16 protein-coding genes are annotated in these 12,802 nt (G+C 72.5%); 7 read left to right on the top strand and 9 right to left on the bottom strand.

Translation table 11 applies throughout. From position 1 onward, the window contains the following. Positions 1-57: 57 nt before the first annotated feature. The gene (locus C1N71_RS14475; RefSeq protein ID WP_137757053.1) at positions 58-519 is read left to right on the top strand and encodes a hypothetical protein; all 462 of its coding nucleotides are present in this window, start codon (positions 58-60) and stop codon (positions 517-519) included. Between the two features lie 295 nt (positions 520-814). Here C1N71_RS14475 and C1N71_RS14470 read toward each other — a convergent pair whose 3' ends face one another. The 6 genes from C1N71_RS14470 to C1N71_RS14445 form a co-directional block, all read right to left on the bottom strand. After that, positions 815-1,390 (bottom strand): GAD-like domain-containing protein, encoded by a 576-nt coding sequence (locus C1N71_RS14470; protein ID WP_137757052.1) that lies wholly within the window; start codon positions 1,388-1,390, stop codon positions 815-817. 9 nt (positions 1,391-1,399) lie between these two features. After that, positions 1,400-2,044 (bottom strand): polymorphic toxin type 15 domain-containing protein, encoded by a 645-nt coding sequence (locus C1N71_RS14465; RefSeq protein WP_137757051.1) that lies wholly within the window; start codon positions 2,042-2,044, stop codon positions 1,400-1,402. A gap of 5 nt (positions 2,045-2,049) precedes the next feature. Further along, on the bottom strand, positions 2,050-2,772 hold the full coding sequence (locus C1N71_RS14460) for a WXG100-like domain-containing protein (protein ID WP_137757050.1): 723 nt from the start codon (positions 2,770-2,772) through the stop codon (positions 2,050-2,052). A 98-nt stretch (positions 2,773-2,870) separates the two neighbouring features. Next, positions 2,871-3,506, bottom strand: a complete 636-nt coding sequence (locus C1N71_RS14455; protein ID WP_137757049.1) for a GNAT family N-acetyltransferase — start codon at positions 3,504-3,506, stop codon at positions 2,871-2,873. After that, positions 3,503-4,882 carry an adenylosuccinate lyase gene (purB, locus tag C1N71_RS14450; RefSeq protein ID WP_137757048.1) on the bottom strand — a complete coding sequence of 460 codons (1,380 nt, stop codon included), beginning with the start codon at positions 4,880-4,882 and terminating at the stop codon, positions 3,503-3,505. Before purB ends, C1N71_RS14455 begins: the two co-directional genes overlap by 4 nt. A gap of 94 nt (positions 4,883-4,976) precedes the next feature. Further along, positions 4,977-5,180, bottom strand: a complete 204-nt coding sequence (locus C1N71_RS14445; protein WP_137757047.1) for a hypothetical protein — start codon at positions 5,178-5,180, stop codon at positions 4,977-4,979. 26 nt (positions 5,181-5,206) lie between these two features. On the opposite strand from C1N71_RS14445, the gene C1N71_RS14440 reads away from it, so the two are divergent. Beyond that, complete coding sequence (locus C1N71_RS14440; protein WP_137757046.1) at positions 5,207-5,752, top strand: CGNR zinc finger domain-containing protein; 546 nt, start codon at positions 5,207-5,209, stop codon at positions 5,750-5,752. Between the two features lie 4 nt (positions 5,753-5,756). Here C1N71_RS14440 and C1N71_RS14435 read toward each other — a convergent pair whose 3' ends face one another. Continuing rightward, on the bottom strand, positions 5,757-6,275 hold the full coding sequence (locus C1N71_RS14435) for a low molecular weight protein-tyrosine-phosphatase (RefSeq protein WP_137757371.1): 519 nt from the start codon (positions 6,273-6,275) through the stop codon (positions 5,757-5,759). A 114-nt stretch (positions 6,276-6,389) separates the two neighbouring features. Between C1N71_RS14435 and C1N71_RS14430 the strand changes: the two genes are divergently transcribed. Both C1N71_RS14430 and C1N71_RS14425 read left to right on the top strand, forming a co-directional pair. Beyond that, positions 6,390-6,659: a hypothetical protein gene (locus C1N71_RS14430; RefSeq protein ID WP_137757045.1), complete on the top strand. Its 270-nt coding sequence runs from the start codon at positions 6,390-6,392 to the stop codon at positions 6,657-6,659. Further along, entirely contained in the window at positions 6,656-8,125 is a 1,470-nt protein-coding gene (locus C1N71_RS14425; protein ID WP_137757044.1) for a hypothetical protein, read from the top strand. The genes C1N71_RS14430 and C1N71_RS14425 overlap by 4 nt, the downstream gene beginning before the upstream one ends. A gap of 9 nt (positions 8,126-8,134) precedes the next feature. Here the strand turns inward: C1N71_RS14425 and C1N71_RS14420 are convergent, their stop codons facing one another. Continuing rightward, complete coding sequence (locus C1N71_RS14420; protein ID WP_368074132.1) at positions 8,135-9,073, bottom strand: NADP-dependent oxidoreductase; 939 nt, start codon at positions 9,071-9,073, stop codon at positions 8,135-8,137. Between the two features lie 63 nt (positions 9,074-9,136). Continuing rightward, positions 9,137-9,544 (bottom strand): phage holin family protein, encoded by a 408-nt coding sequence (locus C1N71_RS14415; RefSeq protein WP_137757043.1) that lies wholly within the window; start codon positions 9,542-9,544, stop codon positions 9,137-9,139. A 65-nt stretch (positions 9,545-9,609) separates the two neighbouring features. On the opposite strand from C1N71_RS14415, the gene C1N71_RS14410 reads away from it, so the two are divergent. From C1N71_RS14410 to C1N71_RS14400, 3 genes are read left to right on the top strand one after another with little or no spacing between them, the layout of a single operon-like run. Beyond that, positions 9,610-10,668, top strand: a complete 1,059-nt coding sequence (locus C1N71_RS14410; protein WP_368074131.1) for a histidinol-phosphate transaminase — start codon at positions 9,610-9,612, stop codon at positions 10,666-10,668. Then, positions 10,665-11,792 carry a thiamine pyrophosphate-dependent enzyme gene (locus C1N71_RS14405; protein ID WP_254678027.1) on the top strand — a complete coding sequence of 376 codons (1,128 nt, stop codon included), beginning with the start codon at positions 10,665-10,667 and terminating at the stop codon, positions 11,790-11,792. Before C1N71_RS14410 ends, C1N71_RS14405 begins: the two co-directional genes overlap by 4 nt. Next, complete coding sequence (locus C1N71_RS14400) at positions 11,789-12,802, top strand: alpha-ketoacid dehydrogenase subunit beta (RefSeq protein WP_254678026.1); 1,014 nt, start codon at positions 11,789-11,791, stop codon at positions 12,800-12,802. The genes C1N71_RS14405 and C1N71_RS14400 overlap by 4 nt, the downstream gene beginning before the upstream one ends.

Here is a 12,802-nt window from a genome sequence, read left to right as displayed (position 1 = left end):
GTGCCCCGATGTCGCACATGGCAGCGTGATCGGGATGATGAGCGGGGAGTGCGCGCGATGACCGTCGAGACCGAGCAGACCGCGCCGACGCGCCCCCGCCTGCCGACACGACGACTCGTCACCACGGGCATCGTCGCGGCGGGCCTCTACTGGATGGTCGCGCGCGGATCGGTGGGTGGCGGTGCCGGCGGCGTCACGGGCGACGGCTCATGGATCGACGCGCAGGGCGAGCCGACGAGCGAGGCACCCCTGACGTTCGCGGTGACCCTCCTCCCGTCCCCCCTCGTCGTGCTCGTGATCGCAGGACTGCTCGTGGTCGCGTGGGCGACGAGGGATGCACGCGATCGCCTGGCATGGCTCGCGCCGGCGTGCGAGGTCGCTGCGATCGTCGTGCCCCTGCTCGCGATCGCCGGCCTGCACGCCTGGATCGTCGGCGTCGCGCAGACGTGGGACGCGGGCGTGCCGATCTCGCCCCCGTGGTGGGCGTCGTCCACGATCACGATCGACCGCATGCGCTGAGCGGCCCGGCTCGCGCTCCGGACCAGGGCTCGGTGCTCGAGGACGCCCTGGAGCCCGACGGAGCCCTCGATGGCGGGGATCGTCTCGCGCGTGCGCATGTGCTCGACGTCCTTCTTCCCGCCGAGGGACGGGAGCGGCACGGAGGTGGACGACTCGTCGCAGCAGAGAGGGAGGTGGCGCTCGTACGGCTCTGGATCGATCAGGCGGGAGGAGCCCTGCCCGAAGGACCCGTAGCCGCAGTGCTCCCAGAGCGTCCCTGCGCGACGACCGGCGTCGACCTCGCGCACCCGGCGGGTCAATGCTCGATGGGGCCCTGGAACTCGAGGTAGACCTGGATGGCCGGGATCGTCTCGCGCTTGCGCATGTGCTCGACCGACTGCTCGCCGCCCAGCGACAGGAGCGGCACGTAGGTGAACGACTGGTCGTACGACAGCGTCCCGTGGGCCTCCACCGCCTTCTGGTACATGCCCCAGTCGAGCGCGTCCGTGCCGTACTTCTCGATGCCGTCGTAGTTCAGGATCGTGAACATCGTCTTGATCTGCCGACCGAGGCCGGTGAGTCGCTGATCGCGGAACAGCAGGGCCGTCACGCTGTCGGGTTCCGGCTCCCAGCAGATCAGGTCGGCGAGACCGGTCGCGTAGATGGGGATGGACGTCGCCGGCTCCCCGTCGTCGCCGACGCGGCCGAGACCGTCGCCCAGACGCTCGAGGTAGAGGTCGGGGTCGATGACGCGGAAGAAGCCATCGCCGAAGCTGCCGTAGCCGTACCGCTGCCAGATGTCGATGAGGTCGTCGGGCACGCGGCCCCGATAGCGATCGATGGTGGCCTGCGCCACGGGCGCGTGCTGGACGAAGTCCTTGATCTCGATCACGCGGGGAGCCTATCGAAGGAAGGGGATGAAGATGTCCATGTTGACCGACCCCAGGTCCACGTCGGGATGCAGGTCCGCGAATGCGTCGACTGCAGCCGTGAGCTGGGGGATCCGAGCCCTCCACTGGCTCCCCAGCGAGGAGTTGATGCTGCGATCGCCCACCCCCGAGATGTCCAGCCAGTCGCCGCCGGCGATGCCGTCGAGGCGGTGCGTCGCCGCGACGAAGTCCGGGTCGAGTCCGCGCTCGATGAGGTCGGCGCGGATCTCCGCGCTCTCGTTGGCCTGATCGAGGATTCGGCGCTGCTCTGCGATCGAGCCGGGCGGGCGGGTGCGGTTCCCGTCCATCGCCGCGCGCCACGTCGCAAGGTCGATCCGGCCCAGAGCAGCGAGCTGCTCGTCCAGCTGGCGATCGAACTCGGCGTCGAGCGCATCCTGCGTGACGGCATCGTCGCCCCGAGCGTCCTCTCGTCGCCGACGAGTCGGCGTCATCGTGTACTTGTCGAACTTGTCGATGCCACGAATCGCGGCGACGTCGAGGTCGACCTTGGTGCCGAACTTCTTCGAGAGGTCCCCGACGGCGTCGCCCCCAGCGCGCATCACCCTCGGGATCGTGGTCGTCACGATGTCCGCCACCGGTCGGAAGATCTGTCCCATGGTCCCTACCCCGCCGTCGAGATCTGAAGCGTCGAGAACTGCGCCACGAAGTCCTCGGTGATGGTCTGCTGACTCGCCTGCGCGTCCGAGAGGTCGGCCGACGCCTGCTCGAGGACGAGGAGGTCGGCCTCGTACGACTCCTTCTCCGCCACCGCGTTGGCGACGACGGGAGCCTCGAGCATGCGATCCACGAGCTGCATCCCGAGGTTCATGAGCGGCTCGTCGATGAGCTCGACGACCTTGATGATGAGCTGCTCGAGGGCGACGTTCGTCGCGAACTTGAGCGCCGCCTTCCGCGCGAGCAGGATGGCGGTCTGCGCAGCGAGGCTCGCGCCGAAGGTGAACGCAGCCGCGGCGATCGCCGCGGCGACCTGCGCTGCCGTCAGGACGAGCTCCGCGATTACCTTGAGCTTCAAGGCGATGACGGCATCCGAGAAGAGATCCATGCCCTGGGCCGCCGGGTCGATGAGGCCGACGAACTGCTGGAGGTTCTCCGACCGCTGGTCGCTCCATGCCGAGCCGACCGCTCCGCCGGCGCTGGTGCGGTACGCGGGGACGAGCTGGTCCTGCACGATCGCATCCATCGCCGCGATGCTCGCGGAGAGGTCCTCGCCGTACTGCCGCAGCATCGCCGCGCCGCGCTGGACCTCGTCCTCGTCGATCTCGGGCCAGTCGAAGTCGAGCATCTGCAGCACCCACGCAAGCTCGTGCGGGAGATTGATCGCCACGGTGTCCCCTTTCCGCGCTCGACGCTAGCGAGAGTCGCTCGACATGGACATGGGGAGAACTGCCCTATCCGCTGAGCATCAGGTGGGATCCGGCGCCGTCATCGTCGACGGCAGCGCTCGGCATCGGCGCGAGACGCCGATCGGCCCGCTCGACGCTCCTCGCGCAGCACCCCGTAGACGAGGGCGTCGTGCACGCCGCCCGACCAGCGCCTGGCGCGCCGCATCCGCCCCTCGAGCGTGAAGCCCGCCGCCTCCGCGGCCCGCTGCATGCCGACGTTGCCGGAGTAGGTGGCGAGGTCGAGGCGCAGCGCGTCGGTGACGGCGAAGAGGTGGTCGGTCCACAGCGACAGCGCCTCGCGACCGACGCCGCGTCCGCGTGCCGCGTCGTCGTAGAGCACGATGCCGATGCGCCGCCAGTCGGTCTCGCGACTCTCCCAGTACCAGGAGACGCTGCCGAGCACCGCGTCGGTCGCGGGATCGGCGATCGCGAGCGACGGGCGCGGCATCGGCACGTCCGACGCGGGCATCGCGGCGAGGGCGAGGAAGGCCTGGCGGACCCGTTCCATGTCGTCGGCGGTCGGCCGGCCGAGGTACGGCCCGTTCGTGTCGTGCCACGATGCACGCGGATCGAGCAGCGAGCGCAGCGGCTCCGCGTCGGCGAGCGCCCAGTCGCGCAGCACGCACCGCGCGCCGACGATGCGGATGCGCTCGGCGCGCTCGCGCCGCCCGGTCACGGGGCCAGGTCGGTGAGCTCCGGCGCGAGCCCGACGTACGTGTTCGGTGTCAGCGCCTTCAGCCGCTCCTTCGCCGCATCCGAGACGTCGAGGCCGTCGACGAAGGCCGCGAGCTCCTCGCGGCCCACGCGGTGGCCGCGCGTGAGGCCCTTCAGCTGCGCGTACGGATCCTCGATCGACGACGTGCCTGCGAGCACCTCGGCGCGGATGACCGTCTGGATCGCCTCGGCGAGCACCTCCCAGTTGCCGTCGAGGTCGGCGGCGAGCGCAGCCTCCGACACCGCGATCTCGCCGAGTCCCTTGCGCAGGTTGTCGAGGGCGAGCAGCGAGTGGCCGAGGGCGACGCCGACGTTGCGCTGCGTCGACGAGTCGGTGAGGTCGCGCTGCAGGCGGCTCGTCACGAGCGTCGCTGCGAGCGACTCGAGCAGGGCGCTCGCGATCTCGAGGTTCGACTCCGCGTTCTCGAACCGGATGGGGTTGATCTTGTGCGGCATCGTCGACGAGCCCGTCGCACCCTCGACGGGGATCTGCGTGAAGTAGCCCATCATGATGTACGTCCACACGTCGGTGGCGAGGTTGTGGAGGATGCGGCCCGCGTGGCTGATGCGCGAGAACAGCTCGGCCTGCCAGTCGTGGCTCTCGATCTGCGTCGTGAGCGGGTTCCACGTGAGGCCGAGGCCGGCGACGAACTCCTTGGCGAGGTTCGGCCAGTCGGCCTGCGGGTCGGCGACGACGTGCGCCGAGAACGTGCCGGTGGCGCCCGCGAACTTGCCGAGCACCTCCACGTCCTCGATCTGGCCGGCGACGCGCTCGAGACGCCACGCGAAGACCGCCATCTCCTTGCCGAGCGTCGTCGGCGTCGCGGGCTGGCCGTGGGTGTGGGCGAGCATGGGCAGGTCGCGGTGCTCGACCGCGAGGCCGGACAGGCGTCCGATCACCTCGCGCAGCGCCGGCATCCACACCTCGTGCACCGCGGCCTGGATGGTGAGGGCGTAGGAGAGGTTGTTGACGTCCTCGCTCGTGCAGGCGATGTGCGTCGCCTCGGCGAGCGCGCCGAGGCCCTGGGCTGCGAGGCGGTCGCGCACGAGGTACTCGACGGCCTTCACGTCGTGGCGGGTCACGGCCTCCTTGGCCGCGAGCCAGTCGATCTCCGCCTGGCCGAAGCGCGCAGCCCACGCACGCAGGGACGCGGCGTCGTCGGCCGAGACCGCGGGCGTCGAGAAGAGGCCGCGCTCGGCGCAGAAGAGCAGCCACTCGACCTCGACGTGCACGCGCGCCCGGTTGAGCGCCGCCTCCGAGAGGTGCTCGCCGATCGCGCCGACCTGCGCGGCGTAGCGGCCGTCGAGCGGGGAGACGGGCTGCGGGGGAAGCGTCATGACGTCCTTCGAGGGTCGTGCCTGGTGCGCCGACTGGCGCGCGGACGTCCTCCATGCTCCCACGAGCACGATCGCGACGGGCGGTCGGGGAGGCTCAGGCGCCGACGACGATGCTCGCCGCGGTCGGCGGCACGCTGGCGACGGGATCGAGGTCGACGCGTCGCGCCCCGCAGACGAGGCAGCGCGCGTAGCGCACGACGCCCTCGCTGGTGCGGTGGCGCGACTCGGTGGTCCAGCCGTGCTCGTGGGGTCGGGCGAGGGTTGCGGGCGGGTGCTCGGCGAGCGTGTCGTGGTCCATGCATCCGAGCGTGATGTAATGTCGTTTTGCATCTCAACCCTTACGGTGAGTACGCGGTGCTGCTCGCGGCATCCCTCGCCAACGACTGGCCGGCGGACCGCGCCGCGATCGTCGCGCGCACGCGCGAGGCGGGCATGACGATGGACTTCACGCCCGCCGACGCCGCCGACCACGCGCGCACGCGCATCGTGATCGACGACTGGCTGCGCGTGGTCGACGCACCGACCGAGTCGGAGCGCGCGCGGCTGCTGAACGCCGAGATGGCCGCGGTCGCCGCCTACCCCCGCCTCACCGACCACGACGGTGAGGGATGGCACCTGCACTACCGCGACGCGCAGCAGTCGCTGCCGCACGTGCTGCGCGCGGTCATCGCCGTCGGCACCGCGCTGCACGTCACCACCCGGGGCATGCGTCGGCTCTCGCGCTGCGCGGCGGGGCTCGCACCCGGCGATCCGTGCACGAACGTCGTGGTCGACGTCACCCGCGGCGGTCGGCAGCGCTACTGCTCGGTGCGGTGCGCCAACCGCGACGCCGTGCGGCGGCATCGAGCGCGCGCGAGCGCCCGCGCGTGAAGGCTCAGCCGCGCCGCGAGGCGGCGAGCACGGGATGGATCTGGCGGAACAGCCGCCGGCACGCCGACTCGATCTGCTGGAGCACCGCGTCGAAGGTCTCCGGCTCCGAGTAGTACGGATCCGGCACGTCGAGCGTCGGCGGGTCGGACTCGAAGGCCATGAGCAGCCGCACCTTCGAGCGCGCCTCGTCGTCCCGCGCCAGCTGCCGCAGCACGCGCTCCTGCCCGCGATCGAGCGCGATGACGAGGTCGAAGCGGTCGAACCACTTGCGCGTGAAGTGCTTCGCGCGGTGGTCCGACGCGGGGTAGCCGGCGCGCTCCAGCGCTGCGATGGTGCGCTCGTCGGCGGTCTCGCCCACGTGGTAGTCGCTCACGCCCGCGCTCGTCACGAGCACGCGGTCCGCGACGCCGTGCTCGTCGGCGAGCCGCCGCAGCACCGCCGACGCCATGGGCGACCGGCAGATGTTGCCGGTGCACACGAAGCAGATGCGGAACCGCGACGCGTCGAGGAACGCGGGGTCCATGGTCACAGGCACATCATGGCAAGGATCCTCCACAGGCGGGAGGGATGCCCGCCCATCCACAGGCCGCGTGCAGGTCGACCCCGGACGACGGCGGAGCGGGCCAGTGTGCCCGTCGTGCCCGCACCCTTCGTCCCCACCGATCCCCTGCAGGCCGCCGTGCGCGCGGCGGCCCACGCATCCCTCGTCGCGCTGCGCGACGACCTCGTCGCCGCGCGCGGCGCGGCGGCCGCTGCGACGGAGGCGACGCCGTCGACGACGCTCGACTGGTTCGGGCCGGCGTCGCAGGCGCTGCGCGACGCGCTCGATCGGCTCGCGCTCGCGATCGACGTCGTGCACGCCGACCTCGACCGCGCCGTGCCGCTCGTCGACCAGGTGCTCGCATGACGCTCGTCGGCTGGAGCCCGGATGCCGCGCACGCCGTGCGCGCCGACCTCGACGCCGCCCGCGACGCGCTCGAGCGCGCGCAGGCGAGGCTGCGGACGCGCAGCGCGCCGGCGCTCGCCGCGCTCGCGCCAGGCGAAGCCGCCGCCGTGGCCGGCGCGCAGGCGCTCGCCGCCGACGCGGAGGCGGGATGCAGCCATGCGCTCGCGGACGTCATCCGGCTCGGGGCAGCCGTCGACCTCGCCGGCTGGTCGTACGCGACGACCGACGCCGTCGTGCGCGGGGCGGTCGACTGGGCGGCCGACACGCTCGCCGTGGGCATCGGGGCCGCCGCACGCACCGTCGTGACGGGTGGCATCGGGGTCGCGGTCGTCGGCGCTGGGCTGCTGTCGGCGCCGCTGATGGCGATCGCGATGCGCAACCCGCACGTCGTGAGCCTCGTCGGGGCGGGGCTCGATGCCGCGAGCCGCCTCGCCGCGCCCCTGCTGCAGGGCCTGCAGACCCTCGTGCAGCAGCACGGACCCGACCTGCTGAACCATCCCGCGTTCGTCGACGCCATCCGGCTCGCCGTCTCGCAGCTCGACGACGTCGGCGCGGGCTTCGCCATGGTCGCGCCGGCGCGGCTCGACGACGACGTGGCGCTGGGCGCCGGTGCCGCCGCGGCGACCCTGCTGGGGCTCATCGTCTCCGGCCATCCGCCGCGGCTGCCCGGCTCCGTGCCCGTGACGATCGAGCGCGGCCCGTCGGGCGCCGCCGTCGACCAGCAGCCCGTCGCCTCGTACGCCGACGCGTTCGCCCGCATCCAGGCCATGGAGTCGAACGTCGAGGTCGACCGCTACGAGCTCGCCGACGGCACCGTCGTCTGGCAGGTCTTCGCGGGCGGCACGGAGTCCTTCGCCCTCGACGACCCCGACACCGCCTACGACATGACGTCGAACCTCGAGAACGCCATGAACGTCGAGGGCGCCCCGACCGTCGGCAGCGCTGCCGCCGTGGTCGCGGCGATGGAGGAGGCGGGGGTCGCCGACGGCGATGTCGTGCAGCTGTTCGGCTACTCGCAGGGCGGCGCCGCCGTCGCGGGCGCGGCGCTCGGCGCCCGCGTCGCGGTGCAGTCGGTGGTCACCTTCGGCGCGCCCGTCGGCGCGATGGGCACGCCGAGCGGCACGACGGCCGTCGCGGTGCAGAACGACTCCGACGTCGTCTCGGCGCTCGGCGGTCGGCACGGCGAGGGCCGTCTCGTGCTCGAGGGCTCTCCCGACCTCGCGGCGATCGCGACCGATCGCTACGAGCCGGGCGGCGAGCCGCTCGCCGGGCTCGCCGTCGGCGGGCACTACCCCGAGGCCTACGCCGACACCGCCGCTCGGCTCGACGCGCAGGGCGACGCGGTCGTCGACGCCGTGTGGCAGCCGATCCAGTCGGCAGCGGACCCGGTGTCCGTCGAGTCGGCCGGATGGGACGTGCAGCGGTGAGCGCGCCGCTCAGTCCGCGACGTGGATGACGAGCTTGCCGCGCGTGGTGCCCGAGCTGCTCTGCGCGAAGGCTCCGGCGACGTCGTCGAGCGGGTACGAGCCCGCGATCTCGACGTCGAGCTCGCCGCTCGCCACGCGCTGGGCGAGGGCTTCGAGCCGCGGTCCGTCGGGACGCACCCACACCCAGCGCCCACCGTGCTGCTCGGCGGACGAGTCGGCGATCGACGCGTGGCGACCGCCATCCCGCAGCACCGCGAGCGTCTGCTCCAGCACGCCGCCGACGAGGTCGATCACGGCGTCGACGCCGCCCGGCGCGAGGGCGCGGACCGCGTCCACGAGCCCCTCGCCGTACGCGACGGGCTCGGCGCCGAGCGCACGCAGCCGGTCGTGGCCCGACGGCGATCCGGTGCCGATCACGCGTGCCCCGCGCAGCCGCGCGAGCTGCACCGCGAGCGTGCCGACGCCGCCCGACGCGCCGTGCACGAGCAGCACGTCGTCGGCGCCGACGCCGGCGGCGTCGAGCACGCGCTCGGCCGTGAGCCCCGCGAGCGGCAGGGCACCCGCCGCATCCCACGACATGCCGGCGGGCTTCCTCGCGACGTCGACGGCGCGCACGGTGACGAGCTCGGCGAACGTGCCCTGCTGCACCCAGTCCTTGCGCGCGTACGACAGCACCTCGTCGCCGACGGCGAGCTCGGGCACGTCGGGACCGAGCGCGTCGACGACGCCCGCGACGTCCCAGCCCGGCACGATGGGCAGCGCATGGTGCATCAGGCCGCGCAGCCCGCCGCCGAGCACCTTCCAGTCGACGGGGTTCACGCCGGCGCGCAGCACGCGGATGCGCACCTCGCCGGGCCCGGGCGTCGGGGCCGGGATCTCGCGCACCTCGAGCCGCTCGGGCCCGCCGAACGCGTCGTACACGACCGCCTGCATCGTCTGCTCGCTCATGCCTCGATGCAACGGCGCGAGCCGTGACGCATTCCAGGCCTTGCCGGAAACGTCCGGACGCGGTCAGTCGCGGTCGCGCGCACGCTCACGCCGCCACAGCGGCCGCGTGATCACGGTGACGAGCCAGGTGCCGAACGAGATGAGGATCGCGCCGAGGAAGCCCCACCAGAAGCCCTCGATCCACAGGCCGAAGCCGACGGCCTCCGACAGCCAGTGCACGCACATGAGCAGCAGCGCGTTCACGAACAGCGCAGCGATGCCGAGCGTCAGGAGGTAGATGGGGAAGGCGACGATGCGGATGAGGTTGCCGATCGTGGCGTTGATGACGCCGAACACGACGGCGACGAGCAGCAGCGTGCCGACCTCCGGCCAGACGCCCTCGGCCCACGGCACGACCCGGATCCCGGGCACGATGAGCGTGACGACCCAGATCGACAGGGCGGTGCCGGCGATTCGCAGCAGGAAGCGCATGCCGACATCTTGGCATCCACCGTCCTCATGCCCCATGAGGCGAGCCTTCGCCATAGCCTGGGTCAGTGCCGGTACGACTGCGTGACGCCATCATGGCCATCCCCGCCTACAAGCAAGGGCGGCCAGCTCCCGAGGGCGGATTCAAGCTCTCGAGCAACGAGAACCCCTTCCCGCCGCTGCCCTCGGTCGTCGATGCGATCGTCGAGCAGGCGTCGACCGTGAACCGCTATCCCGCCGCGGGCGCCCCGTCGCTCGTCGCCGCGCTCGCCGCGAAGCACGGCGTCGCGCCGGAGCGCATCCTCGTCTCCGACGGCTCGGTGTCGGCGATCATGCAGCTCGTCACCGCGGTCGCCGGGCCCGGCGACGAGGTCGTCTTCGCGTGGCGCTCGTTCGAGGCGTACCCGCTGCTCGTGCAGGTCTCGGGCGCGACGCCGATCATGGTGCCGCTCACCGAGACGGCCGAGCACGACCTGCCGGCCATGGCAGCCGCCATCACCGAGCGCACGCGTGCCGTCTTCGTCTGCAGCCCCAACAACCCCACGGGTCCGATCGTGACCCAGGAGCAGTGGGACGCCTTCATCGCGCAGGTGCCCTCCGACGTGCTCGTCATGCTCGACGAGGCATACGTCGAGTTCGTGCAGGCTCCGACGGTCGACGGCCTCGCGGCGCAGGCCGCCCACGACAACGTCGTGATCCTGCGCACGTTCTCGAAGGCGTACGGCCTCGCCGGCCTGCGCGTCGGCTACGCGATCGGCGATCCGTCGATCGTCGCCGCCGCCACCATCTCGGGCATCCCGCTGTCGGTCACGGGCCTCGCGACCGCCGCCGCGCTCGCGAGCCTCGAGGCCGAGGGCGAGCTCTTCGCCCGTGTCGAGCAGCTCGCAGCCGACCGCGACGCGCTGCAGCAGCGGCTCGCGGACGCCGGGACCCCCGTGCCGCACGCGCACGGCAACTTCATCTGGGTCGCCGCTCGCCCCGACCAGGCCGAGGCGATCGCCGGCATCCTCGACGACGTCCGCATCGTCGCGCGGCAGTTCCCCGACGGCGTGCGCATCACGATCGCCGAGCGCGAGGCGCACGACGGCATCGTCGAGGCCGTGCGTCGCATCCGGGAGCTCGCGTGACGGTGGCCCTCGCCGACCTCGACGAGCCGCTGCGGCTGCTCGACGCCGACGGCGCCCTCGTGCACGGCGCCGAGACCGAGCGCTGGCATGCCCTCGCCGACGCGCTGACGCTCGAGGACCGCATCGCGATGCAGCGCGCGATGGTCGTGACGCGCGCCGTCGACATGGAGGCGCGCAACCTGCAGCGGCAGGGGCGCCTGGGCTTGTGGGTCCCCTCCGTCGGACAGGAGGGCGGCCAGGTCGGCATGGCGTTCGCGATGCGCGACCAGGACACCGTCTTCCCGTCGTACCGCGAGCACGTCATCGCGCACGTGCGCGGCGTGGAGTGGATGCAGATCGTCGACGTCTTCCGCGGCGCGCGCCACGGCGGCTGGGATCCCGCGGCGACGCGCGGGTGCCGCATCTACTCCCTCGTCATCGCCACGCAGTCGCTGCACGCGACGGGCTACGCGATGGGCGTGACGATGGACGGCGCGGTCGGCACGGGCGACGTCGAGCGCGACGAGGCGGTGCTCGTCTGCTACGGCGACGGGGCGACGAGCCAGGGCGACGCCTCCGAGAGCCTCGTCTTCTCCTCGACGTTCGACGCGCCGCTCGTGACGTACGTGCAGGACAACAAGTGGGCGATCTCCGTGCCCTCGCGCGTGCAGTCGCGCACGCCGCTGCACCTGCGCGCCCGCGGGTTCGGCCATCGGGCCCACTGGATCGACGGCAACGATCCGCTCATCGCCTTCGCCGTCGGCCGCGCCGAGCTCGACGCCGCGCGCGCAGGCTCCGGCCCCGGGTACGTCGTCGCCGACACCTACCGGATGGGCGCCCACACGACGAGCGACGACCCGACGCGCTACCGCTCGAGCGAGGAGGAGGCGGCGTGGCAGCGCCGCGACCCCATCGCCCGCCTTGCGGCACACCTGCGCGCGCAGGGCGTGGAGGACGCGCTGCTGCGGAACATCGACGAGGAGGCCGCCGACACCGCCGCTGACGTGCGCCGCCGCACGCTGGAGGCGAGCAGCCCGCCCAGCGACGTGATCTTCGACCACGTCTACACGGATCCGCACGAGCCGCTCGCGCAGCAGAAGCTCGCGCTCGCGGAGTTCGAGGCGACGTTCGGAGGCGACGCATGAGCGAGCAGGCGACCCCGGAGGCGGCCGCGCCCGCGACGGAGCAGATGCCGATCGCGAAGGCCCTCACCGCCGGCATGCGCGCCGCGATGGCCGCCGACGACTCGGTCGTGCTGCTCGGCGAGGACATCGGGCCGCTCGGCGGCGTCTTCCGCGTCACCGACGGGCTGCAGGCCGAGTTCGGCACCGCGCGCGTCATCGACACGCCGCTGGCCGAGTCGGGCATCGTCGGCGCAGCGATCGGCCTCGCGATGCGCGGCTACCGCCCGGTGTGCGAGATCCAGTTCGACGGCTTCGTCTACCCCGCGTTCGACCAGATCGTGTCGCAGCTGGCGAAGCTCACCGCTCGGCACGCGGGCGCCGTGTCGTTCCCCGTCGTCATCCGCATCCCCTACGGCGGGCACATCGGCGCGGTCGAGCACCACCAGGAGAGCCCGGAGGCGTACTTCGCGCACACCTCGGGCCTCAGGGTCGTGTCGCCGTCGACCGCGAACGACGCCTACTGGATGATCCAGCAGGCGATCCAGGGCAACGACCCCGTGATCTTCCTCGAGCCGAAGGCGAAGTACTGGGCGAAGGGCGAGGTCGATCGCTCGGCCCCTCCCGGCCCGCTGCACCGATCCGTCGTCGCGCGCTCCGGCACCGACGTGACGCTCGTCGGCCACGGCGCCATGGTGCACGTGCTGCTGCAGGCCGCGCAGATCGCGGAGGGCGAGGGCACGTCGTGCGAGGTCGTCGACCTGCGCTCGCTGTCGCCGATCGACTTCGCGCCCATCGTCGAGTCGGCGCAGCGCACCGGTCGCGTCGTCGTGGCGCAGGAGGCGCCCGGCCACGTGTCGGTGGGATCGGAGGTCGCCGCCACGATCCACGAGCGCGCCTTCTACTCGCTCGAGGCGCCCGTGCTGCGCGTGTCGGGATTCGATGCGCCCTTCCCGCCGGCAGCGCTCGAGGCCGTGTACCTGCCGGACGCGGATCGCGTGCTCGACGCGGTCGATCGCGTGCTGGCCTACTGA

The sequence above is a fragment of the Agrococcus sp. SGAir0287 genome (genome assembly GCF_005484985.1).
In the GTDB taxonomy this organism is placed as follows: domain Bacteria; phylum Actinomycetota; class Actinomycetes; order Actinomycetales; family Microbacteriaceae; genus Agrococcus.
Note: the sequence above shows the minus strand (reverse complement) of the source record. Positions and strands in the feature narration are given on the sequence as shown.